Genomic DNA, 23,782 nt, shown 5'->3' on the forward strand with positions numbered 1-23,782 from the left:
CTATAGAAAGGTATTAAAAGATGAAGTTCACCGTCAGCCAGAGCTCGCTTACGCAAGCAATCGGCGTCGTCATGAAGGGTGTCGCTTCGGCATCCACCCTCCCCATTCTGTCGGGCGTGCTCATCAAGGCACAAGACGGCATCTTGGAATTCCAGACCTCTAACTACACTATCTCGATTCGTCACCGCATCGCGGCACATGTGGAAGAGGAAGGTGAGATGGTAATCCCCTGCAAGATGCTCTCCAACATCACCAAGACCCTTCCCGATGCCCCAGTTACCTTTGAACTTTCGGAGCGCCAGGTGCTGATCGGTTGCGAGAAGAGTTCCTTCCGCCTGAATACGCTCGATGCCAACGATTTCCCCGAGTTCCCGGCCTATGCCATCGAGAGCGCCGTTGAGCTCCCGACCGACATTCTGTCCGAGATGGTCAGCCGCGTGTGGCGCGTCACCTCGACCGACAAGGCCCGCCCCATCCTGGGCGGTGTGCATATGAGAGTCGAAAACAACACCGTGCGCCTGGTGGCGACCGACTCCTTCCGTCTGGCCGTGTGCGATACGCAGGTGGAGACCTCGACGCTCGAGGGCTCCTTTGAGCTCAACGTGCCGGCCGATGCCTTCAACGACGCCCTGAGCATCATGGCGAGCCAGGCGACCATTATGATCGGTGCCACCGACACCCAGGTTGTCTTTGAAGCCGGCAACACCACCTACGTGTCGCGCCGCATAGAGGGTGTGTATCCCAACTACAAGCAGCTCATCCCCGATTCGTGCGTAACGAGCGTCAAGATCGACGTGGCGGCTTTTAATGCCGCCCTCAAGCGCGTGGCGGTCATCGCGAGCGCCAACCCCGCCGTCAAGTTTGAGATCGATGTCGAGAACGGCCAGATGGGCCTGTCCTCCATCTCCAATGACCAGGATCTGGCGCAGGAGACGATCGATGTCGAGGCCGAGGGCGAGTCGGGCACCATTGCCTTTAACTACCACTACATCTTTGGCTGTCTCAACGCCCTGTCCAAGGAGAAGGAGATCACGCTGGAGCTCAAGAGCTACTCGCAGGCCGGCATCTTTAAGTCCTACGACAAGATCAACTATCTGTACCTGGTCATGCCGGTGCGCATCTAGCGGCGCCCTATGGCCATGTTCGCCCGCGATCTTTCCGTCGCGCGCTACCGCAGCTTCGATAGCTATCGCCTGGAACTGAGCGATGGCGTGACGGTGCTCGCGGGGCCCAACGCGGCGGGAAAGACCAACCTCATAGAGGCGCTGCAGCTGCTAACGAGCGGCGCCTCGTTTAGGCATTCCACTGCCGTCGAGCTTGTGCACGACGGCACGGGTTTGTGCAAGGCCGAGCTTAGGCTCGAGGGCGATGGCCGCGTGCTGGACATGGGCCTATGCGTGGAGGACGGTAAGCGTTCGTTTAGCCGCAACGGCAAGCGATGCGCCGCCTCTGGCGTGCGCGGCGTGCTGCCGAGTGTTTTGTTCTGCCCCGATCATCTGGATATGGTTAAGCGCGGTGCCAGCGTGCGTCGCGCTGCGCTCGACGACTTTGGTGTGCAGCTGAGCGCCCGCTATGCCGATCTGGCAAGCGCCTATGGCCGCTGCGTGACGCAGCGCAACGCCCTGCTCAAAGAGACATGGTGCTGCCGTGAGATGCTCGGTGCGTGGAATGAGTCGATTGCCCGCGCCGGATCGGCCCTGCTGGTGCACCGCTTGGCCCTGCTCGATCGCTTGGACGCCCACGTGCGCAATGCCTACGGGCTGGTTGCGTCCGGGGAGGAGGCCGATGTGGCCTATGCGTCCACGTTGGGAGAGCTGCCCCAGACCGATGACCGCGAGGAGCTGAGGGGCTGGGCATACGAGCGCATGCTCGCGGCGCTCGACGAGCGCGCCGACGAGGAAATCCGCCGCGGCGTGACACTCGTGGGTCCGCACCGCGACGAGATTGAGTTTTCGGTCGCCGGCCGCTCGGCCCGCTCGTTTGCCAGTCAGGGTCAGCAACGTACGTTGGTCCTGGCCTGGAAGGTGGCCGAGGTGGCCGTAGCCCGCGATATTCTGGGTACCGCCCCGCTGCTGCTTTTGGATGACGTGATGAGCGAGCTCGACGGCGATCGCCGCGCCGCTTTTTTGCAGCTGATCGGCGACGACATCCAGACAGTCATAACCACCACCAATTTGGGATACTTTACCGATGAGTTGCTTGATCGAGCCAAGGTGGTGAGCATGGGTGAGGCATGCTAATTACGAGCGTGAGAACGGCACGGCTGCCTTCAGTGACTTTTTGGGTGCCGAGCGCCAGCGCATCTTGGCGTCGGCTACGCCCGAGCGTCGTGCGCAAATGGAGGCCGCCGAGGAATCGCGTGCGGTCTACCGTGCTTGGAACGCGGTGTGCTCGGGCACGCGCGAGGGCCGGCATGTGACGGGGCTACGTTATCTTGCCGAGTCCAACGAGCTGCTGGTGTATCTCGATTCGCCCTCGTGGACACAGGAGATGACACTTTTGCGCGAGATAATCCGCGCACGCATGGAGCGTGCCGGCGCGCATGTGGATGGCCTGGTATTTAAGACGACCCGCCCCGGCCACACGCCGCCCGCGGCAAAAGAGCGCCTGCGCCCGGTCGCGACCGAGCGCCCGCCCGCGCCGCATGCCGACCTGAATGAAGCCGCGCGCGCCGAGATCGAGCGCCAGGTATCGCCCATCGAAGACCAAAAACTGCGTGAGGCCCTCCAGAACGCCATGAGGGCCAGTGCCGAGTGGGCCAAGGGCGTGCAAAGCAAAAAAGAGTCTTAAATCGCATCTGGTGGCCTTGTATAGGCAAATACCCTCGTCTCCGAGGGTATTTTTTACGATAAAATAGTAAGGCTATACAGATTTTCTTAACCGAAGGAGGACGTGTGGCAAACGAAAACGATTACGATGGCGGCGAAATTAAGATCCTCGAGGGTCTCGAAGCCGTCCGTAAGCGCCCGGGCATGTATATCGGCTCGACGAGCGCCAGCGGTCTGCACCACCTGGTGTGGGAGATCGTTGACAACTCCGTCGACGAGGCCATGGCCGGTTTCTGCACCGAGATTCAGGTGACGGTCCACGCCGACAACTCCATTACGGTCGTCGATAACGGGCGCGGCATCCCCGTCGACGAGCACCCTGTCAAAAAGATTCCGACGCTCGAGGTCGTCATGACGATCCTTCACGCCGGCGGTAAGTTCGATAACTCGGCCTATAAGGTTTCCGGCGGCCTGCACGGCGTGGGCATCTCCGTTGTCAACGCCCTGTCCAAGCGCGTGGTCGTACAGGTGCGCCGCGACGGCAATATCTACGAGATGGAATTCTCGCGCGGCAAGACCGTCAAGAAGATGGAGGTCGTGGGCACCTCGGATTCGACGGGCACCACCGTCTCCTTCTGGCCCGACGACGAGATCTTCGAGACCTGCGTCTACGATTTCGATACACTGCACAATCGTCTGCAAGAGACGGCGTTTCTCAACAAGAACCTCAAGATCGTGCTGACTGACGAGCGTGAGGCGGCTCCCCGCGTGGAGGAGTTTTGCTACGAGGGCGGCATCATCGACTTCGTCAAGTTCCTCAACGACGGCAAGGACGTCCCCGAGGCCTTTAAGGAGCCCATCTACATTGAGGGTAAATCGGACCCGGATGCGCCCGTGGCCAAGATGGGCGAGGTCGAGGTGTCCCTGCAGTGGAACGCCGGTTATGGCGAGAACGTCATGTCGTTTGCCAACGACATCTACACCCCCGAGGGCGGCATGCACCTTGAGGGCTTCCGCACCGCCCTCACCCGCGTGATTAACGATTACGCCCGCAAGCAGAACCTGCTTAAGGAGAAAGAGGCCAACCTGAGCGGTGACGACGTGCGCGAGGGTCTCTCGGCCGTCATCTCGGTCAAGCTGCCCGATCCGCAGTTTGAGGGCCAGACCAAGGCCAAGCTCGGTAGTTCCTACATGCGCGCGCTTACGCTCAAGATTGTGACCGACGGTCTTGCCGACTACCTTGAGGAGCACCCCAAGCCCGCCCGCGAGATCGTCAAGAAGGCGCAGCAGGCCTGCAAGGCCCGCAACGCCGCCCGCAAGGCGCGCGAGGCGACCCGTCGCAAGAGCCTGCTCGAGACGGCGTCGCTGCCCGGCAAACTCGCCGACTGCTCGGTGCGCGATGCCGAGCTGACCGAGCTCTTCATCGTAGAGGGAGACTCGGCAGGCGGTTCGGCCAAGGACGGCCGCCGCCGAGACATCCAGGCGATTCTGCCCCTGCGCGGCAAGATTCTGAACGTCGAGCGCGTGGGCGACCATCGTGCGTTCTCGAGCGACACCATCCAGTCGCTGATCACCGCGATCGGTTGCGGCGTCACGACGAGCGCCGGCGACGGCGGCGACTTCGATATCACCAAGGCGCGCTACCACAAGATCATCATCATGACCGATGCAGATGTCGACGGTGCGCATATCCGCATCCTGCTGCTGACGTTCTTCTACAAGTACATGCGTCCGCTGATCGATGCCGGCTATGTCTATGTTGCCTGCCCGCCCATCTTTGGCATTAAGGTGCGCAACAAGATCCACTACGTGTATCCCAACGGCCGACAGCCCGAAGACGAGATTCTGCGCGACACCATTCAGAGCCTGGGCCTGAACCCCGACGACAACGACGAGGACGGCAAGGCCAAGGATGGCAAGATCACCAAGAAGCGCAAGGGCTATACCGTCCAGCGCTACAAGGGCCTGGGTGAGATGGACCCCAAGCAGCTTGCCTCGACGACGATGGACCCCAAGACCCGCATTTTGCAGCGCGTGACGATCGAGGATGCCGTGGTGGCGGACCGTGCCGTACGCGAGCTCATGGGTTCCGAGGTGGGCTATCGCCGCGAGTACATTGAAAAACACGCGCATGATGCACGCTTCTTAGATGCCTAACCTGTTCGGCTTTCCCAGCCACCGCACCTTCGCCCTCAATCGTCGGTCGCGTACCCAAGTGCGCTTCCCTCCTCTTTCGGGCGAATCTGCGGCACCTGGAAAAGCCGTCTCCGTGGTAGGGAACTAATGGACCACGCAAACCATGAGGAGGTAACGTGGCAGACGATATCAACAACAACGAGGGTATGGACGAGGCCGGCGACGCCGGTATGCCCGATGATCTGAAGCGCCTGCTCGCCCGCGCCGAGCAGGGCGAGGACGGCGATCCGGATTCCTACAACCCCGATGTCGAGGATGAAGAGGAAGAGGATGACGACGGCGAGCTCGAGGAAAGCTTTGGCGCGGTCGATCGCGGTGCCTCGGCCGGCGAGGACATCAACGGCGGCCAGCTCCAGATTTCGGAGTTTGGCCGCGAGATGAAACAGTCGTTTATCGAGTACTCGATGTCGGTCATTACGGCACGCGCCCTGCCGGACGTGCGCGACGGCTTAAAGCCGGTGCACCGCCGCATCCTGTACGCCATGAACGAGAGCGGCATCTACCCCAACCGCCCGCACAAGAAGTCGGCCTGGACGGTCGGCGAAGTTATCGGTAAGTACCACCCCCACGGCGACTCCGCGGTCTATGAGACCATGGTTCGTCTGGCGCAGTGGTTCTCCATGCGCACGCCGCTTATCGACGGCCACGGCAACTTTGGCAACATCGACGGCGACGGTGCCGCAGCCATGCGTTACACCGAGAGCCGTCTGGCAAAGCCCGCCATGGAGCTGCTCCGCGACCTGCAGAAGGATACCGTCGACTGGCAGCCCAACTACGACGAGTCGCTCGCCGAGCCCGTGGTACTGCCCGCACGCTTCCCCAACCTGCTGGTTAACGGCAGCCAAGGCATCGCTGTAGGCATGGCCACCAATATCGCCCCGCATAACCTCACCGAGGCGATCGAGGCCACCTGCTACCTGATCGACAACCCCGACGCCACCGTCGACGAGCTCATGCAGATTATGCCCGGCCCGGACTTTCCCACCGGTGCCATCATCATGGGTAGCGCCGGCATTAGGCAGAGCTACGAGACCGGCCGCGGTTCCATCACCGTGCGCGCCAAGGCCCATGTGGAGTCCACCAAGACCGGCCGCAGCCGCCTGGTCTTTACCGAGATTCCCTACATGGTCAACAAGGGCACCCTGCAGGAGAAAATCGCCCAGCTCGTAAACGACAAGCGCATCGAGGGCATCTCGGACATGCGCGACGAGTCCAACCAAAAGGGCATCCGTCTGGTCATTGAGCTCAAGAAGGGCGTTATCCCGCAGGTCGTACTTAACAACCTGTATAAGTACACCTCGCTGCAGACCACCTTTGGTGCCAACAATCTGGCGCTCGTCAATGGCGTTCCTAAATGCCTGAGCCTGCGCGAGATGCTGCAGCACTACATTGACCACCAGGTCGACGTGGTCACCCGCCGCACCCACTTTGACCTTAAAAAGGCCCAGGCCCGTGCACATATCCTTGAGGGCTACCTTATGGCCCTCGACCATATCGACGAGGTCATTAGCATCATCCGCTCCTCGCAGACCGATGCCGAGGCCAGCAGCCGCCTGATTGAGCGTTTTGGCTTTACCCCCGAGCAGACCACGGCCATCCTCGAGATGAAGCTGCGTCGCCTGACCGGCCTGGAGCGCGACAAGATCCAGGAAGAGCTGGACGGCCTGCGCCGTGCTATCGCCTACTACGAGGACCTGCTGACGCACGAGGAGAAGATTCTGGGCGTCATCAAGGAAGAGATGCGCGAGATCTCCAAGAAGTTTGGCGACAAGCGCCGTACCGAGATCAGCCAGGTCGAGAAGGATCTGGACGTCGAGGACCTCATCGCCGACGAGGACATGGTCGTGACCATCACCCACACCGGCTATGTGAAGCGTATCCCGGTGGCCGCTTACCGCGCCCAGAAGCGCGGCGGCAAGGGCGTGACGGGCGTCAACCTTAAAGAGGACGACGTTATCGACGAGATGTTTATCGCGTCCACCCACGAGTATGTGCTGTTCTTCTCGAGCAAGGGCAAGGTCTACCGTCTGAAGGTGCACGAGCTGCCGGTTGGTACGCGCCATGCGCGCGGCACCGCAATCGTCAACCTGCTTCCCTTTGAAGAAGGCGAGAAGATCGCGAGCGTCATTAGCTGTCGTGAGTTCCCCGCCGATGAGTACCTGATGTTTGCCACCAAGAACGGCATGGTCAAGAAGACCGTGATGAGCGCCTATGATCGCAGCCGCCGCGATGGACTCATCGCCATCAACCTGAGGGACGACGACGCGCTGCTCGCCGTGCGCCGCGTACGCGAGGGCGACAAGATCATCATGGCCACCACTGCGGGCAAGGCGATCATGTTCCCCGAGGACCAGGTTCGCGCTACCGGCCGCGACACCAGCGGTGTCCGCGGCATTGGCATGAAGGACGGCGTGAGTGTCCTGGGCATGGAGGTCACCAACGGCGAGGGCGACCTGTTTGTCATTACCGAGTGCGGCTACGGCAAGCGCACGCCGGTCTCGGATTATCCGGAGCAAAACCGCGGCGGCCAGGGTGTCTACACCATCCAAATGACCGAGCGCAAGGGCAACCTTGCGGCCATGAAGGCGGTCGGCCCGCAGCATGAGCTGTTTATCGTGACGGAGGGCGCGACGGTCATTCGCGTCAAGACCGACGAGATCAGCCAGACCGGTCGAACCACGCAGGGTGTCAAGATGATGACCGTAAGCGATGACGACCGCGTGTGCGCCGTTGCCCGCATGACGGCCGCCGAAGAGAAGCCCGAGGGCGAAAGTGCCGAGACCGCAGACGTCACCGAAGAGGCCCCAGTCGACCTAGGCGACGGCAACGACATGCCAGAGGATCTCCTAGACGAGTAAGAGGACCTAGCTGGTAAAAATCATCAGACCCCATATATCGGCGGTCGGCGCACTGCGCGCCGACCGCTTTTTTGACAATCTTTGAACCCCACGCCGGCCCCGGCTGCCCGGCGGCATGCGAAGTCGATCGCGAGTTCCGCACGAGCCGGAGAGCACTTAATGTGCTCTCCGTGCGAGCAGGACTGTCCGAGCAGGTGACTTCGCATGCCGCCGGGCAGCCGGGTCCGGCACCCTTCAAAGATTTTCAAAAAAGTTGTTGACGTGCGCGTAACGACTCGTCTAATATATCCCTTGCGCGATGGACCTGTAGCTCAGTTGGTTAGAGCGTCCGGCTGATAACCGGGAGGTCACAAGTTCGAATCTTGTCAGGTCCACCACTTTCTTTCGCAATAAACACCCCAGCGAGAGCCGAGTCGCCGCTGGGGTGTTTATTACTGTCTCCGTGGGGGTTTAGCTCAGCTGGGAGAGCGCGGGCTTTGCAAGCCTGAGGTCAGGGGTTCGATCCCCCTAACCTCCACCATGATGGACCTGTAGCTCAGTTGGTTAGAGCGTCCGGCTGATAACCGGGAGGTCACAAGTTCGAATCTTGTCAGGTCCACCATCTAAAACGTAAAGAGCCCCGAGCTATTGCCTCGGGGCTCTTTTCTTACCTATCCAATAAGTTTTTGTGTGCGGTGCGAAAGTTTGGGTAGTATAGCTATTCAATGCGGCGGAGCTGCCGCGCATGCCAATCACAACGTACCGGAGGTGTTCCATGGTTCGTGTCGACATAGAGACCATCGTCATGGCCGCCGGTCCCGTGCCATCGCTGATCGTCTTGCGCGAGCGTTGCCGTAAGTCGGATTCGTCCGCGCCGCTGCGCTCTCTTTCCATCCAGACCGGTTCCTACGAGGCAGCGGCCATCAGCCGCGGTATCGATACCGGCCGCACCGATCGCCCCATCACCCACGATCTTTTGCTCGATACCATCGAAGTGGTGGGAGCAAAGATCGAGCGTATCGAGATCGTGCGCGCCGAGCCGCCGGTGTTCTACGCGACGGTCGTCGTGCACACCGATAGGGGCGAGCATATGCTTGACGCACGACCGAGCGACGCTATCGCCCTTGCCGTGCGCAGCAATGCCCCCATGTTTGTGGAGGACGACATCATGAATCGCTTGGGCACCGTTTCCCCGCTTGCCGACGAGGTTGACGACGAGAGTGAGTTCGAGAAGTTTGACGAGTTTGTCCACACGCTCTCGCCCGATGATTTCTAAATGTCGGTTGAGCACGATGCACGGCGAGCGCTGATGGGTACCAGTGTGTCGACCGAAGCAGCCGCTATCGCGCGTGAGGCCCATATGCGCGTCGAGGCATTTGAGGCCGCGCGCATTGCGTATGTGACGCAGGCTCGCACCCTTCGCGAGCGCCGTGACTCCTATATTAAGATGGTTGTTGTCTCCGCGCTTGCCGCGGTAATCTTGTCGCGGCTTCGTGGTACAGTTGGTGCGCTTGGGTTTTCGATTTCGACGGGCCTGGTGATCTGGGGCGTGGTCGATGCGGTAATGCTGACCAACCAGATCAAGGTGCTCGACAAGCGCGCGGCGGATATGGTTCGCGCCCGTGACGCTGCCGCCAGAATCGCGGCCGAGGCACAGGAGTTATAACGACGCCGAATGCGATGGGAAGGTCAAAAGATGGCACAGGATATGCAGGACGCCGGTAACGTCTCCGCCGAGCTCGACGCCATGGTGTGCGATCTGATCGGTGCGTTTTTGGATGACCTTGCCGCCGGTGAAAACCCGGGCGTTGTCGTGGCGATCGAGGATGCCGCCTCCAACCGCTATCTTGCGGCTCTCGACGAGGACGGTGAGGAGGCATGCCTGGAGGCTGCCACCAACTTTATCTCCGAGCACAAGATGGGTCTCAAGGACGAAGGCCTGGGCCGCATCGCCCGCTATGCCATCGGCTACACCGGCTGTGTGGAGATCGAGGGCGGATATCACGACGCTTTGCTCGTTAGCTTCTTCGAGACCACGCTCGAGAGCGGTTTTTCGGCATATGTGCTGTACGAGGGCATGGGCGCCGGCGATGGTTTTATGTGGAGCGACCCTGAACCTGCAGGTGAGGAAACCCCTCTCATCTAGAATCGCTAAAATAAACGAGTTTTTCGGTAAAAGGCTCAATATTCCCGCCGAGCGTTGTGTTGCTGGACGGGTCGCATACGCGTGCCGTTTGTATATAGATAGAAGATAGGGGAACTACATGCGCGTAGACAATCTGAGGAACATCGCCATTATCGCCCACGTCGACCACGGTAAGACGACGATGGTCGATAAGCTCCTGCGTGCCACGGACGCCTTCCGTGCCAACCAACAGGTCGAGGATCGCGTCCTGGACTCCAACGACCAGGAGCGCGAGCGCGGCATCACGATTCTCGCCAAGAACATCTCTATCGAGTACAAGGACGTTAAGATCAATGTCATCGACACCCCGGGCCACGCCGACTTTGGCGGTGAGGTCGAGCGCGTGCTGCGCATGGCCGACGGTGCCCTGTTGCTGGTCGACGCCTTTGAGGGCCCCATGCCCCAGACCCGCTTTGTCCTACGTCACGCCATCGACACCGGCCTTAAGATCATGATCGTCATCAACAAGATCGACCGTCCGGGCGCCAACCCCGAGAAGGCCTACAACGACTGTCTGGACCTTATGGCCGACCTGGGCGCCACCGACGACCAGCTCGAGTTTGCCATGGAGCACGTGGTCTATGCCAGCGCCATGAATGGCTTTGCCCGCCTTGACCCCAACGACGGCAACATGGACATGTACCCGCTGCTCGACATGATCATCGACGACATGCCCGCGCCCGAGGTTGACGAGACCGCGCCGCTCGCTATGCAGTGCGTGACCATCGACCACTCCAACTTTGTCGGCCGCATCGGCATTGGCCGCGTGTACTCCGGCACCATTCGCCAGGGCGATCAGATCCTGGTCGTCAAGAACGACGGTTCCAGCGCCACCGCTACCGTCAAGCAGCTCTTTACCTTCGACTACCTGGGCCGCACCGAGTGCCAGGAAGTCGGTGCCGGCGACATTGCCGCCGTCGTGGGTATCGAGCGCACCGACATCGGCGATGTCTACACCGATCCCGAGAACCCCGTCGAGCTCGAGCCTATCGAGATCGATCCGCCGACCCTGTCCATCGTCTTCGAGGCCTCGACCTCTCCGCTCGTCGGCCGCGATGGCGACATTGTGGGCGCTCGTCAGCTCAAGGAGCGCCTGTTCAATGAGGCCGAGAACAATGTGACCATGAAGATTGAGGAGCTCGAGGACAAGAGCGGCGTCGAGGTCTCGGGCCGCGGCATTCTGCACCTGTCCGTCCTGATGGAGTCCATGCGTCGCGAGGGCTTTGAGTTCCAGGTCGGCCGTCCCCGCGTTCTGTTTAAGAAGGATGAGAACGGCAACAAGATGGAGCCCGTCGAGCAGGCTGTCGTCGAGTGCCCGGACGAGTACTCGGGCAAGGTCGTCGAGGTCTTTGGCACCTCTGGCGGCATTATGACCAGCATGGACACCTCGGGCATCGTGACGCACCTTGAGTTTAAGATCCCGACCCGCGGCATCATGGGCCTTAAGAACCGCATCATGAACGTCACTCACGGCGAGGGCGTGTTCTATCACACCTTCCTGGAGTACGGTCCTTACGCCGGCGAGATCGGCAACCGTCAGAACGGCGCCATGATCTCCATGACCACCGAGAAGGCCGTTGCCTACGCTCTGGGCACGCTGCAGGAGCGCGGCCAGCTGTTTGTTGAGCCGGGTGTCGAGTGCTACGAGGGCATGATCGTGGGCGAGCGCAGCAAGGCCGGCGACATGGTCGTCAACATCGCCCGTACCAAGAACCTGGGCAACCAGCGTTCCTCGACCTCCGATATCTCCGTGCAGCTGGTGCCGCCTCGCACCTTCTCGCTGGAGGAGGCGCTGGAGTACATCGCCGATGACGAACTGGTGGAGATCACCCCCAAGAACATCCGTCTGCGCAAGCGTCTGCTCAACGCCACCGATCGCAAGAAGGCTGCCGTTCGCGCCGGTCAGGTCAACAAATAAGCGCTGAGCTTTGTAGCATTCACAAGAAAGGGCGTCGACCATCGCGGCCGGCGCCCTTTTTGTACCACCACAAAGAGGAAGGGCACCTTTGCGGTGGTTGGCGGTTAGGCGGAGGGAAGGCCCGGGGTGTTGGGGGCCTGTTGCGGTTTGACGTGGGCGCTGCGCCAGATGATCTGAATGAGATAACCCAGCATAAAGACGAAGGCTACGCCGCTGATAAAGTTGCCCATAAGGGGAAGTGCTGTAAGGGCGCCGGCGATGGCGCCGCCCACGGCGGCCATGGCGTAGCGGTTCTGGCTGTGCCCGACCATGCGTGCGACCGCGGTGCCCGCAAAGGCCGCAGAGACCAGGGCGATGCCGATGACGCCGCACATCAGGGCTCCGGCGAGCGACAGGCCGGCAATCGAGATGATGAGCAGCAAGATGGCGGGAGCGGCGGCTACCGTGCCCAAAAGACCGCTCACCCACAGCGGGGCGGGGTGCTGGTGAAGCATGCCGGCCGCGCTGGCTGTTGCACGCGGAAAGACGAGCTCAAGGAGAATCGCGACAAAGCAGGTGGAAAGAGCTGCGGCAACGATGCCGCCGATGACGTCGTTGATGGTGGAGGTATCCTCGTTCTCGGTGCGGTCGATCTTGAGGGCTCCCACTTTGGCGCCGTCGGCGCGTTCGGGGTCCTGTGAGACATGAGCGTTTACGGTGCCGGTGATGTTGGCGTTTTTGCCGAGCACCAGCTTGTCGGCCCAGACCTCAACATCGCCATCGACAGTGCCGTCGATGGTTACCGTACTGCCCGCGAGCACTGCCGACTTGGCGGAGCCGCGCAGGGCAACCGTCTCACCTGCGGCATAGAAGCAATTGGCGGTACTGCCGGAGTTAAGTACGACGTGCTGAGCGGCAACTGTCACGCTTCCATCAATGGTGGTCTTGGCGATATCGATGGTGCGCGCCGCCAGGCGAACGGCGCCGCCTACGGTGCAGTCGCGAATCGACAGGCTTTCGCCGGCGGCGATGATATCGCGGTCGATGGACGCGTCGTCCAGGCTAAGGATTTGACCGGCCCAGTACAGATCGCCCCCGACGCCGGATGGACTGGAATCCCCGCCGGACACGAAAACATTGCCCGCGGTGTCGGTGCCGGCGAATGCCATGGAAGGCAGCGCGGTAAACGCCAGCGCGATAAGAGCGAAGGCCATAATGAGGCGTCCGCGCATGTTGTGACGTTGTGCCGCCGCGGGTTGGTTGTGAGGCATGGTGAATCCTTTGCTTGGTGATTTGCATACGCCCAATATGGTACCCATTGCGCCTTCGCTCTAAAAGAAACTCGCGGTTGCAGTATTCTGCATGGGCAATTGCCTACGTAAGGCGTCGTGGGATATCGGGCCTGCGGCCGGTTGTAGATAGGCTGTCACCTTGCGATGGGCCGGGCCGTGCTATCTATTTTTTACGATGTAGGAAACGCGCGATATCGTCCTCGGTGGGGCTTTTGATGTCAAAGCGCAGCGAGAGCCAGCGCAGGCCCATGGTCACTGCGACGCAAACGACCAGCGCGACGACATTGCTGACCAAGCCGCTCATGACAAGGCAAACATAGCTTGCCGATCCAGCGATAGCCGCGATGGCATAGAAGTTGGTGCGCTGGAAAATACCCGGCACCACGCCCATAAAACCATCGCGCAGCATGCCGCCGCCTACCGCGGTAAAAAAGCCCATCATGATGCACACGACCGGTGCAAATCCGTACACGAGCGCCTTATCTGCGCCGGTTGCCGCATAAATACCCACCGAGATGATGTCGAGCAGGGGGATGAGCTTGTCGGGCTTGTCGACGATGGCAGGGAAGATGTAGATGATGGCCGCCGTGGCGATGGACAGCGGAAGCGCCATGGGCTGGTTAAGGATGTAGACGTTGCCCACCTGGAGCGTCATATCGCGCAAAAGACCGCCGCCCAGACCGCAGACCACGGCGAGCGCGACGGCGCCCACCAGATCGAGTTTGTGCTCGCGCGCAACCAGTACACCCGAAATCGACGCCGCGACGACAGCGAACATCTCGAGCCAAAACGGGATGGCAACCATGGCATCCGAGGCGTGTGCGGTAACGATTACAGTGGCGATGACGGGCAAGGTGGGTTCCTTTGGGTAGTTGGATTGGAAAATGCCCGTACATAGTACATGGTTGTGGGAGGTCGTGACCCCATTGCTCGGTAAACGGTCGGAACTGGGCGCGGTCACAGGTTCCAAACATGTACATCAGCATCCAAAAACGACATTTTTTTGACATCTTTGGAGGGTGATGTACATGTTTGGAGATCTGGGTTGGTGTTGAACGCCCTGGCGGGTTCGAACCCCTCCTCCGTCGCCGTATTTGTCTGTAAGGGAATCAAAACAAAAAAGCTCCCTTTGTTGGGAGCTTTCTCAACCAAAATGGCGGAGGAGGAGGGATTCGAACCCTCGTGACCTTATACAGGCCAAACGGTTTTCGAGACCGCCGCATTCAACCACTCTGCCACCCCTCCGCGTGGGGTAAAAACAAAGCAGGCACAAAGGCCTGCTTTGGAATTAACTGGCGGAGAGTCAGGGATTTGAACCCTGGAGACGCTTTTGACGCCTACACGATTTCCAATCGTGCTCCTTCGGCCACTCGGACAACTCTCCGTTAAATGCGAAAGTCAGTATACACGAGGAATCGCAAAGTGCAAACCAAAAACTTGGCATTTTTTAAATTGCATCGCTCCGTCGTTTGCCCAACCGTGCCGAAACCAATCGATGATCTGCGTAATCTGACCAGGCGAACTGTTCAAATGAGGTAGTTACGGACGGTCGGGAATCAAGTTTAATAATTCAAAATGTCGCGTTGTACCGCTGGTATGCATTTTGCGACCGCAGCCATGCTGCGAGCGACTTGCGGTTATCTGGCAGAAAGTCGGTATGTACCCGCCCTTGTCCTCAAATCCGTCAAGCTCTTGGACAGCATTTGGTTGGAATACGCAAGAAAGGCCGTGCGAGTATGGGCATATGTGGAGGTCATGAGGTTGTAGCTGCATATTCTTGCAGCCTGGGAGGTTGAAAGATACTATTACCAAGTCTTTTCCTGCTTCAGGCGCACCTTCACGACCTGAAGCCACATTTGTCCAGAGGAGGTGACAATATGAAGGCTTATGAACTGCTGTTCTTTGTTGACCCGTCGCTCGACCCCGAGACTCGTCTCGCTGTTATGAAGCGTATCGATACCACGATCGCTGAGGGCGCTGGCAAGGTCGACTCCGTTGACGAGTGGGGCAAGCGCAAGCTCGCCTACGAGATCAACGACCTCACCGATGGTGACTACACCCTCATCAACTTCCATGCAGATCCTACCCAGATCGCCGAGCTTGATCGCGTCCTGCGCATCACCGACGCTGTGGTCCGCCACATGATCGTCCGTCGCGACGACCAGGAGTAAGACTGTCGTTTTGGACTGGGCTTGTGCCCCAAGAGGAAGTAGTGAGTAATGAGCATCAATCGAGTGAACATCACCGGTAACCTCACCCGCGATCCCGAGCTGCGCGCCACTGCCGGCGGAACCCAGGTTCTGTCCTTTGGCGTCGCCGTGAACGATCGCCGCCGCAATGCGCAGACTGGCGAGTGGGAGGACTATCCCAACTTTGTCGACTGCACTATGTTCGGCACCCGCGCCGAGGCCGTGAGCCGTTTCCTGGCAAAGGGAAACAAGGTCGCGATCGAGGGCAAGCTGCGCTACAGCTCTTGGGAGCGCGACGGTCAGCGCAGGAGCAAGCTTGAGGTCATCGTCGATGAGATCGAGTTTATGAGCTCCCGTGGTGGCCAGGGTGGCTACGATCAGGGCGGTTACGCCCCCGCAGCTCCCGCGCCCGCAGCGCGTCCTGCCGCACCGGTGGCTACGCCGCCCGCGGTCGACGTCTACGATGAGGACATCCCGTTTTAAGGGTTGTTCACCTATTTTTGAGTGAGAGGCGGCTTCGGTTCGCCGAAGTTGCCAAATGAAAGGTATTTTGACATGGCTAATGATTTTTCTGCACGTCAGCCGCGTCGTAAGTACTGCCAGTTCTGCAAGGAGAACACTGAGTTCATCGACTATAAGGACACTCAGCTTCTCCGTAAGTACATGACCGACCGTGGCAAGATCAAGCCCCGTCGCGTCACTGGCGCTTGCACGCAGCATCAGCATGACATCGCCAACGCCATCAAGCGTGCCCGCGAGATGGCTCTCCTGCCGTACACCGTCCCCGTGGTTTCCTCTCGTGGCAACCGCGACCGCGGCTAAGAAGGGAGACGCATCATGAAGGTTATTCTTCTCGATGAGATCAAGGGCAAGGGCGGCGAGGGTGACGTCGTAGAGGTCGCTCAGGGTTACGCTGAGAACTTCCTGTTCCCCAAGAAGCTCGCTGTTGCCGCCACCAAGGGCAACCTCAAGCAACTTGACGAGCGTCGCAACAACATCGCCAAGCGCGAGGCCGTCCGTCTGGCTACCGCCAACGAGACCAAGGCTGCCCTCGAGGGCAAGCAGGTCACCGTTGACGTCAAGGTCGGCGACGAGGGCATCCTCTTTGGCTCCGTCACCGCCGCTATGATCGCTGACGCCATCAAGGATCAGCTCGGTATGGACATCGACCGCAAGCGCGTCGAGCTCGGTAAGCCCATCAAGGTTGCCGGTGCCCACACCGTTGCCATCTCGCTGTACCGCGAGATCAAGGCCGAGGTTGTCGTTCTCGTCGGCGTTACCGCCGAGGAGCTCGCTGCCGAGGCTGAGGTCGAGGAGGCCGCTGAGGTCGCCGAGGCCGAGACCGCCGAGGCCGAGACCGAGGCTGCTGCCGAGTAGCATTTGCTGCAACGCAACAATCTTGTTCTAAGAAGGGCGCTCTGGGAGACCGGGGCGCCCTTTTATTTTTTGCGCTGAGTGGGTGTCACGTCATACATGGAGATGTAGTCCCACATAAGCGTTGTGTTAGACCGCTTTGGATAAGTGTCCTATGCACAGTACACGCAGCAGGACCCCCAATTGCGACAATTCCATCATCAGGAAAGATGGAGGTTGCAATGGAAGACGTGCTCACCCAGCTGACGAGGCAGTTCCTCCCGCAGATGACGGCTGCCGAGAAGAGCAGGGCCCTGAGATCGCTCAAGGCGCTGATAGACGCGGAGCTTTTCGAACTCGCGGCAAGCGAGGGGGCGGAAGACGATCCCGACAGAGCCTGCCCCTGGTGCGGCTCCCCGCATTACGTGAAGAGGGGGCGAGACGGGCGCGGCCGTCAGCGGTTCCTCTGCCGAGGGTGCGCCAGGACCTTCACCGACGCCACCATGCGCATCTTCTCCACCACCAAGCTCGACAGGTCGGCCTGGATGAGGTTCGCGGTGTGCCACGTGGACATGCTCCCGCTGCGCGAGTCGGCGGAAAAGTGCGGCGTGTGCCTCAAGACGGCGTTCTTCATGCGCCACAGGCTGCTCGAGGCCATGGCCAAGCGCATGCCCGCCTTCCGCGTGGAGGCCGGCGGCGGGGCCGAGCTCGACGAGTGCTTCTTCAGGGAGAGCTTCAAGGGGAACCGCTCCAGGTCGGAGTCCGGCATGCCCAGGAAGCCCCGCACAAGGTCGCAGGGAACCGACGGGCACGAGAAGATATGCGTGCTCACCGGCATCAACGACGCCGGCGACATCTTCTACGAGATCGCGGGGAGGGGCGGCCTCGACGAGGCGGCAGCCAGGGAGCTGCTCGCCGACAAGCTCGCGGTCGGCGCGATAATCTCGACGGACCGTGCGCACGTGTACCGCCGCGTCCTGCCCGCCCTCGGCGTCGGCGCGCACATCGCCAGCAAGAGGGAGGAGCACGCCATCAACAGGGTGAACAGCCTCCACTCCCAGATGAGGCACTTCATCGGCAGGTTCCGGGGCGTCTCCACGAGACGCCCCGAGAACTACCTCGCCTGGTTCAAGTGGACATGGTGCTTCAAGGTCCGCAGGAGCGCGGACGAGCTCGCCGAGCTCATAGTGAGGCAGGCAGCCCGCGGCACGTACGAGAAGACCTGGCGCCAGTACAAGGTGACCCCCTATCCGTTCTACGAGTACTGGATCAAGCAGGCGAAATGGGACTCGCGTGCGCGGAGGGCCATATACGGCGTGGCGTGATGTCCAGGGCGGTCTGGCGCAGCGCATCTGCGGCAAGCGCTGAAGTCGTGCCCCGATGCAAATAGCAACAGCTAGCGATATTCTTCGGGAACGTCGAAACCGTACTCACGGCATAGGAGCATGACATCGTGGGCGTCGTGCTCGTCATGCTGATAGCCCAAGTGAAACAACAGCTGGCTTTCGGGGTCGATGCACGACACCTCCACCTCGCCGATGCGCCCCCTCCCCGAAAAGACCTCCCCGGGAAAACGATCTCCCTGATACAGAATATCGCCATTCTCGGCGAAATCGAAGCAATGCAGGTCGACGATGCGCCCCGCCTCGTCTTGCCACACCGTGTGATCTTCGGTGGTGAAAGATGCAGCCACCTCGGAAAACCCCTCATCAGCAATTAGATCCACGAACCTTTGGTAATCCCCGCGCTGAACGAACAGGTCGATGTCGTTATGAGCCCTGGTCTCACGCCCGACAAGCGCATCGACGCCCCAGCCGCCATCAAGATATACGCCAATGCCCGCACCTGCGGAAAGGCCGATTATCCAACACGCATCATCCTTGGTGACCATAGGAGCTCCTTCGCTTTCGCCTGCTATTTAAGCAAGAAAGATTATAGGAAAAATCCCAGTATCCAAAGTGGTCTAACACAACGCACATAAGGGACCGTTCATCCGTTTGGTTCGGTGATGATTGTTAAGGCGCGCCTCGATTTAAAGCTGTGGCTGATACTATGGATGCTCGCAAGCGATATGAATGAGGATGCTCATGGCATATGACGATAGGGAGACATGGCTGACGGTCGAGGACCGCGGCTCCAAGTTGGGTCTCCCCCAAAACCAAGATGCAGAGGCCAACGTACTGGCCGCCATGCTGCTATCGCCCGAAGTGGTCGAAGAAGCCCAGGTCGAGCTGCAGCCCGATGATTTCTACCGGCCTATTCATAAGACCATCTATACCGCGATGGTCGATATGTACAACAGCCGCATCCCCATCGACTCCATCTCGCTGATCGATTACCTGCGAAGCATCAACAAGCTCGATGCCGTGGGCGGCGAGGCGTACATTTTGGAGCTGATGGGTCAGACCCTGTCGCTCGTCAACTGGCAGCACCATGCCGCCATCGTTCGTCGCGACTCGATGCTGCGTGAGCTGATTGGCGCCACCAACGAGATTAACGCGCTGGCCTACAACGCCCCCACCGATACCAAAGAGGTCGTTGAGCTGGCCGAGAGCAAGCTGCTCAAGGTTACGGCGCGTGAGGTTAAGTCGAGCTACAAGACACTGACCGAGTTTATGGTCGAGGCCTATAACGAGGCCGAGGAAGTGTGCCAGGCCGGTGGCCAGGCAGCGGGCGTTCCCACGGGATTCCCGTCACTCGACCGCATGCTTATGGGCTTCCGCGAGGGCCAGCTCATCATTATCGGCGCCCGCCCCGCCGTGGGTAAGACCTCGTTCGCTCTAAACCTGGCGCTCAATGCCGCCGCTGCGGGCTACACCGTCGGCTTTTTCTCGCTGGAGATGTCGGGCAAGGAAATTGCCCAGCGCCTGATTTGCGCCTACGCCATGATTTCGATCAGTGATTTTCGCATGGGTCGCATTAGCCCCGAGCAGTGGGCCAATATCAACGAGGCCACGCAGACCTTGTCCAAGCTCGATATTCTGATTGACGATACGCCCGGCACCACGGTGACCGAGATTCGCGCCAAGAGCCGCCGCATGCTCCACAACAAGGAGAAGGCCATCATTATCTTGGACTACCTGCAGCTGGTGAGTCCTCCGCCGGGACGCCGTTCCGAGAGCCGCACCGTCGAGGTCTCCGAGATGTCGCGTGGCTTAAAGATTATGGCCAAGGAACTCAAGATTCCGCTGATCGCGCTGTCTCAGCTGTCGCGTCAGGTCGAATCCCGTACCGGCAAGCGCCCGCAGCTTTCCGACCTGCGCGAATCGGGCTCCATCGAGCAGGACGCCGATATCGTCATGTTCTTGGACCGTTCCGCCGACGAGGCTGAGGCCTCGCGCGACGACCGACCCGACGAGGGCGTCACGCGTATTGTCGTGGCCAAGAACCGTTCGGGCCCGATCGGCGACGTCGACCTGATGTTCCTGCCGGCATCCACCAAGTTCTATGAGCTTGATGGGGTGCATACCGAGGAGTAGGACAGGCGCCCGTTGCACGGGTATACTGGGAATGTTTTGTGCTTCTGCCCGCCGTGTGGCGCGCAGACAGTCCATGTATGTAAGGAGTAAACATGCCGTCAACCGTTTTGGTCGGTGCCCAGTGGGGCGATGAGGGCAAGGGTAAGATCTGCGACCTGATCGCCGGCGACTTCGATGCCGTCGTGCGCTATTCGGGCGGCAACAACGCCGGGCACACCATCGTTGTCAACGGCAAGAAGTACGGCCTGCACCAGGTGCCCTCCGGCATCATGTACGCCGACCACGTGTCGGTGATTGGCAACGGCTGCGTCGTCAACCCCAAGGTTGTCCTTGAGGAGATCGACATGTTCGAGGCCGATGGCATCACCACCAAGAACCTCAAGATCAGCGGCAACGCACACGTGATCATGCCGTATCACGTCGACCTGGACGGCGCCTTTGAGCAGAGGCTCGGCAAGAAGAGTATCGGTACCACCAAGCGCGGCATTGGCCCGTGCTATCAGGACAAGATGGCCCGTATTGGCCTTCGTATGCAGGACATGCTGGATGAGGGGCTCTTCCGCGACAAGCTGGAAACCGCTCTTGCCCGCGTGAATCCCGAGCTCGAGCTGCTTTACGGCCTGCCCACCTACACCGTGGACCAGATCTGTGAAGAGTACCTGCCCATGGCCGAGCGCCTGCGCCCGTACATCACCGAGACGAGCCTGCTGCTCAACAACATGATCGATGAGGGCAAGACCCTGCTCTTTGAGGGCGCCCAGGCAACATTGCTCGATATCGACCACGGCACCTATCCGTTTGTCACATCTTCTAACTGCACCGCCGGCGGCGCGATCACCGGTTCTGGTGTTGGCATGAAAAACGTCGACCGCGTGCTGGGCGTCATGAAGGCCTACATCACCCGCGTCGGTGCAGGCCCCATGCCCACCGAGCTTTCCTACGAGTCCGAGGCCGGCCATACGCTGACCGAGGAGGGCTATGAGTACGGCGTGACCACCGGTCGCCGTCGTCGCTGCGGCTGGTTTGACGGTCCCATCGCCAACTACGCCTCGCGCGTCAACGGTCTTACCGACATCGCCCTGACCAAGCTCGACGTGCTTTCGGTCTTCGACACCATTAAGGTGTGCGTGGCCTATGACGTCGATGGCGAGCGCTACACCAGCGTGCCCGAGCACCAGGTGCGCTTTGAGCATGCCAAGCCCATCTACGAGGAGCTTCCTGGCTGGAAGTGCGATATCACCGGCTGCCGCAGCTTTGAGGAGCTGCCGCAAGAGGCTCAGGACTACGTGGCATTTGTCGAGGATCTGGCGCACACGCGCGTGACGTTTGTCGGTGTTGGCGCCGGTCGCGAGCAGATCATCAACCGATTCTGGAAGTAATCGGCGTTATTTGGTTATTGCGATATACCCCTTCGCAGCCCGGACGGGCGGCCGAGGGGTATATTTGCTTGTAATGGGCCCGCATGGTTGACGGGCCGTTAATCCATAGAGGAGGCACCCTTGAAGGCGGACACTCAAACCATCGACATCCTGTTGTTGGGCAGCGGCGGCCGCGAGCATGCTTTGGCAGCCAAGCTCGCGGCATCACCGCGCGCCGGCAAGCTCTACATCGCCCCGGGCAACGGCGGCACCGCGAGCTGCGGCGAGAACGTGGTTCTCGACGATTGCGATCCTGCTGCCGTGGCGGCGTTTGCGCAGAGCCACGGATGCGGACTCGTGGTAATTGGCCCCGAGGCTCCGCTCGTGGCGGGCGTGGCCGACGCCGTGCGCGCGGCGGGTATTCCCTGCTTTGGCCCGGGTGCCGAGGGCGCCCAGATGGAGGGCTCTAAGCTGTTTTCCAAGCAGCTCATGGAGCGCGCGGGCATTCCGACGGCCGCCTACGGCTCGTTTACCGACGAGGCCTCGGCTCTCGCCTATGTGCGCGAGCAGGGCGCTCCGCTGGTCGTGAAGGCCGACGGTCTTGCCGCGGGCAAGGGCGTTATTGTGGCAACCGAGCTTTCGCAGGCCGAAGAGGCCGTGCGCGAGTGCTTTGGCGGCACCTTTGGCGACGCCGGCAACACCGTGGTTATCGAGGAGATGCTCGTTGGCCCCGAGTGCTCGCTGCTGGCCTTTACCGACGGCAAGACCGTGCGCCCCATGGCCACCTCGCAGGACCACAAGCGCGCGCTTGAGGGCGACCTTGGTCCCAACACGGGCGGCATGGGCGTCTACAGCCCGGTGCCCATCGTGACCGACGAGGAGCACGCCACCATGGTGAAGGTCATGGAGCAGACCGTGGCCGAGCTCGCCGCCGAGGGCATCGATTACCGTGGCTGCCTGTACGGCGGCTTTATGCTTACCCCCGCCGGCCCCAAGGTGCTGGAGTTTAACGCCCGCTTTGGCGACCCCGAGACGCAGGTCGTGCTGCCGCGCCTTAAGAACGACCTGGTCGAGGTCATGCTTGCCTGCGCTAACTGCGAGCTCGACCAGATTGAGCTCGATTGGCGTGACGAGTGGGCGGTGGCCGTTGTCCTGACGAGCGCGGGTTATCCCGGCAGCTACGAGAAGGGCAAGGTCATCACCGGCATCGAGGATGCCGAGGCCATGGAGAACGTGACCGTGTATCACGCCGGCACCGCCGTGGTGGACGGCCAGCTCGTGACCAACGGCGGCCGCGTGCTCGCCGTGACCGCGCTGGGCGACACGTTCGAGAACGCTCGCAACCTTGCCTACGAGGCTTGCGAGAAGATCGATTTTGAGGGCAAGACCCTGCGTCACGACATTGGCCTGCGCGCGCTGCGCGGCCGCGACGCCTGGGATGCTTAAAATCCGAGAGGAATGAGACGGATGGACGAGAAGAACGAAGAGCTCGTGGACGCGCAGATCGTCGAAGAGGACAGCCGCATGTATGGGCACGCCGAGGGCGAGCCTGGTGGCGAGGTCGCTGACGAGCCGGCGCTGGTGCTGGGCGACGACGACCCGCACGATGCCGAGCTGCACGAGAAGATTCTTTCGGAGGAGTGCGCCTGGAAGGGCAAGATCCTCGACGTCCACCGTCTTGAGGTTGAGCTGCCCAACGGTCACCGCAGTGCCCGCGATATCGTTCGCCATCCGGGTGCGGCGGCCGTTGTGGCGCTGACCGAGAGCGGCAAGATCGTACTGGTGCGTCAGTACCGCACCGCCATCGACCGCGTGACGGTTGAGATTCCCGCCGGCAAGCTCGACCCAGGCGAGGACCCGCTCGATTGTGCCAGGCGCGAGCTGCATGAGGAGACGGGCTTTAAGGCCGGGCGCATTCGCTTTTTAACGTCGATTGTCACGACCTGTGGTTTTTGCGACGAGATTATTCACATCTACCTGGCCACCAAGCTCGAGTTCGATGCGCCCAACCCCGACGATGACGAGTTTGTCAACGTTGACCTGGTGCCGCTGCACGAGCTGATCGATGCTGTGCTCGACGGCAAGATCGAGGATGCCAAGACCGTCGTGGGCGCGCTTGCCTGCGACAGCATCGCGCACCGCCTTGGTGGTTCTGAGCTGTAACGAGTGGGGATAGCCCTGGGACAAGTGCTACTGATTGCTTTGTCCCAGGGTCTTACGTTGCTGAT

Annotated in this window: 21 protein-coding genes and 5 tRNA genes; 21 read left to right on the forward strand and 5 right to left on the reverse strand. The window is 60.6% G+C overall.

Translation table 11 applies throughout. The features are described 5' to 3' along the window. Positions 1–20: 20 nt before the first annotated feature. The 12 genes from dnaN (at position 21) to typA (ending at position 11,904) form a co-directional block, all read left to right on the forward strand. A complete protein-coding gene (gene dnaN / locus ACTM82_RS04540) occupies positions 21–1,124 on the forward strand; it encodes a DNA polymerase III subunit beta (RefSeq protein WP_427748154.1) in 1,104 nt (367 codons plus the stop codon). Between the two features lie 9 nt (positions 1,125–1,133). Next, positions 1,134–2,240, forward strand: coding sequence for a DNA replication/repair protein RecF (gene recF / locus ACTM82_RS04545; RefSeq protein WP_427729030.1), 1,107 nt, complete (start codon positions 1,134–1,136; stop codon positions 2,238–2,240). Further along, positions 2,227–2,790 (forward strand): DciA family protein, encoded by a 564-nt coding sequence (locus ACTM82_RS04550; protein ID WP_441054666.1) that lies wholly within the window; start codon positions 2,227–2,229, stop codon positions 2,788–2,790. Before recF ends, ACTM82_RS04550 begins: the two co-directional genes overlap by 14 nt. Positions 2,791–2,894: 104 nt before the next feature. Then, positions 2,895–4,925, forward strand: a complete 2,031-nt coding sequence (gene gyrB / locus ACTM82_RS04555; protein WP_427717924.1) for a DNA topoisomerase (ATP-hydrolyzing) subunit B — start codon at positions 2,895–2,897, stop codon at positions 4,923–4,925. A 185-nt stretch (positions 4,926–5,110) separates the two neighbouring features. Continuing rightward, positions 5,111–7,822, forward strand: a complete 2,712-nt coding sequence (gene gyrA / locus ACTM82_RS04560) for a DNA gyrase subunit A (RefSeq protein WP_441054706.1) — start codon at positions 5,111–5,113, stop codon at positions 7,820–7,822. A gap of 300 nt (positions 7,823–8,122) precedes the next feature. Beyond that, a tRNA-Ile gene (locus ACTM82_RS04565) sits at positions 8,123–8,199 on the forward strand. Positions 8,200–8,266: 67 nt separating this feature from the next. Continuing rightward, positions 8,267–8,342, forward strand: a tRNA-Ala gene (locus ACTM82_RS04570). A 4-nt stretch (positions 8,343–8,346) separates the two neighbouring features. Further along, a tRNA-Ile gene (locus tag ACTM82_RS04575) sits at positions 8,347–8,423 on the forward strand. Positions 8,424–8,576: 153 nt separating this feature from the next. Continuing rightward, positions 8,577–9,077, forward strand: coding sequence for a bifunctional nuclease family protein (locus tag ACTM82_RS04580; protein ID WP_441042203.1), 501 nt, complete (start codon positions 8,577–8,579; stop codon positions 9,075–9,077). A 33-nt stretch (positions 9,078–9,110) separates the two neighbouring features. Beyond that, positions 9,111–9,467: a hypothetical protein gene (locus tag ACTM82_RS04585; RefSeq protein WP_441054664.1), complete on the forward strand. Its 357-nt coding sequence runs from the start codon at positions 9,111–9,113 to the stop codon at positions 9,465–9,467. A 30-nt stretch (positions 9,468–9,497) separates the two neighbouring features. Then, positions 9,498–9,947, forward strand: a complete 450-nt coding sequence (locus ACTM82_RS04590) for a hypothetical protein (RefSeq protein ID WP_154516767.1) — start codon at positions 9,498–9,500, stop codon at positions 9,945–9,947. A gap of 118 nt (positions 9,948–10,065) precedes the next feature. Continuing rightward, entirely contained in the window at positions 10,066–11,904 is a 1,839-nt protein-coding gene (gene typA / locus ACTM82_RS04595; RefSeq protein WP_154516764.1) for a translational GTPase TypA, read from the forward strand. Between the two features lie 104 nt (positions 11,905–12,008). Here the strand turns inward: typA and ACTM82_RS04600 are convergent, their stop codons facing one another. From ACTM82_RS04600 to ACTM82_RS04615, 4 genes are all read right to left on the reverse strand, one after another. After that, on the reverse strand, positions 12,009–13,154 hold the full coding sequence (locus tag ACTM82_RS04600) for a polymer-forming cytoskeletal protein (protein WP_441054662.1): 1,146 nt from the start codon (positions 13,152–13,154) through the stop codon (positions 12,009–12,011). Positions 13,155–13,338: 184 nt separating this feature from the next. After that, on the reverse strand, positions 13,339–14,028 hold the full coding sequence (locus ACTM82_RS04605) for a trimeric intracellular cation channel family protein (protein WP_229770653.1): 690 nt from the start codon (positions 14,026–14,028) through the stop codon (positions 13,339–13,341). A 301-nt stretch (positions 14,029–14,329) separates the two neighbouring features. Next, positions 14,330–14,420 (reverse strand) — tRNA-Ser (locus tag ACTM82_RS04610). Between the two features lie 48 nt (positions 14,421–14,468). Further along, positions 14,469–14,559, reverse strand: a tRNA-Ser gene (locus tag ACTM82_RS04615). Positions 14,560–15,052: 493 nt separating this feature from the next. On the opposite strand from ACTM82_RS04615, the gene rpsF reads away from it, so the two are divergent. The 5 genes from rpsF (at position 15,053) to ACTM82_RS04640 (ending at position 18,042) form a co-directional block, all read left to right on the forward strand. Then, the gene (rpsF, locus tag ACTM82_RS04620; protein ID WP_006235831.1) at positions 15,053–15,346 is read left to right on the forward strand and encodes a 30S ribosomal protein S6; all 294 of its coding nucleotides are present in this window, start codon (positions 15,053–15,055) and stop codon (positions 15,344–15,346) included. A 48-nt stretch (positions 15,347–15,394) separates the two neighbouring features. Beyond that, entirely contained in the window at positions 15,395–15,847 is a 453-nt protein-coding gene (locus ACTM82_RS04625; protein WP_006235830.1) for a single-stranded DNA-binding protein, read from the forward strand. Positions 15,848–15,919: 72 nt separating this feature from the next. Continuing rightward, the gene (gene rpsR, locus ACTM82_RS04630) at positions 15,920–16,186 is read left to right on the forward strand and encodes a 30S ribosomal protein S18 (protein WP_006235829.1); all 267 of its coding nucleotides are present in this window, start codon (positions 15,920–15,922) and stop codon (positions 16,184–16,186) included. A gap of 15 nt (positions 16,187–16,201) precedes the next feature. Next, positions 16,202–16,741 carry a 50S ribosomal protein L9 gene (gene rplI, locus ACTM82_RS04635; protein ID WP_441054660.1) on the forward strand — a complete coding sequence of 180 codons (540 nt, stop codon included), beginning with the start codon at positions 16,202–16,204 and terminating at the stop codon, positions 16,739–16,741. Positions 16,742–16,959: 218 nt separating this feature from the next. After that, a complete protein-coding gene (locus ACTM82_RS04640; RefSeq protein WP_441054658.1) occupies positions 16,960–18,042 on the forward strand; it encodes an IS1595 family transposase in 1,083 nt (360 codons plus the stop codon). 71 nt (positions 18,043–18,113) lie between these two features. Here the strand turns inward: ACTM82_RS04640 and ACTM82_RS04645 are convergent, their stop codons facing one another. Continuing rightward, positions 18,114–18,608, reverse strand: coding sequence for a nucleotidyltransferase domain-containing protein (locus ACTM82_RS04645; protein ID WP_117635919.1), 495 nt, complete (start codon positions 18,606–18,608; stop codon positions 18,114–18,116). 190 nt (positions 18,609–18,798) lie between these two features. Here ACTM82_RS04645 and dnaB point away from each other — a divergent pair, with 190 nt between their 5' ends. The 4 genes from dnaB (at position 18,799) to ACTM82_RS04665 (ending at position 23,717) form a co-directional block, all read left to right on the forward strand. Beyond that, complete coding sequence (gene dnaB, locus ACTM82_RS04650) at positions 18,799–20,196, forward strand: replicative DNA helicase (protein ID WP_427718155.1); 1,398 nt, start codon at positions 18,799–18,801, stop codon at positions 20,194–20,196. A gap of 92 nt (positions 20,197–20,288) precedes the next feature. Further along, positions 20,289–21,575 carry an adenylosuccinate synthase gene (locus ACTM82_RS04655; RefSeq protein ID WP_441054656.1) on the forward strand — a complete coding sequence of 429 codons (1,287 nt, stop codon included), beginning with the start codon at positions 20,289–20,291 and terminating at the stop codon, positions 21,573–21,575. A 120-nt stretch (positions 21,576–21,695) separates the two neighbouring features. Next, the gene (gene purD / locus ACTM82_RS04660) at positions 21,696–23,000 is read left to right on the forward strand and encodes a phosphoribosylamine--glycine ligase (protein WP_154516747.1); all 1,305 of its coding nucleotides are present in this window, start codon (positions 21,696–21,698) and stop codon (positions 22,998–23,000) included. A 21-nt stretch (positions 23,001–23,021) separates the two neighbouring features. After that, positions 23,022–23,717: an NUDIX domain-containing protein gene (locus tag ACTM82_RS04665; protein ID WP_195838565.1), complete on the forward strand. Its 696-nt coding sequence runs from the start codon at positions 23,022–23,024 to the stop codon at positions 23,715–23,717. The last annotated feature ends 65 nt before the right edge of the window (positions 23,718–23,782 follow it).

The sequence above is a fragment of the Collinsella sp. HCP3S3_E5 genome (assembly GCF_052067635.1).
Classification (GTDB): Bacteria; Actinomycetota; Coriobacteriia; order Coriobacteriales; family Coriobacteriaceae; genus Collinsella.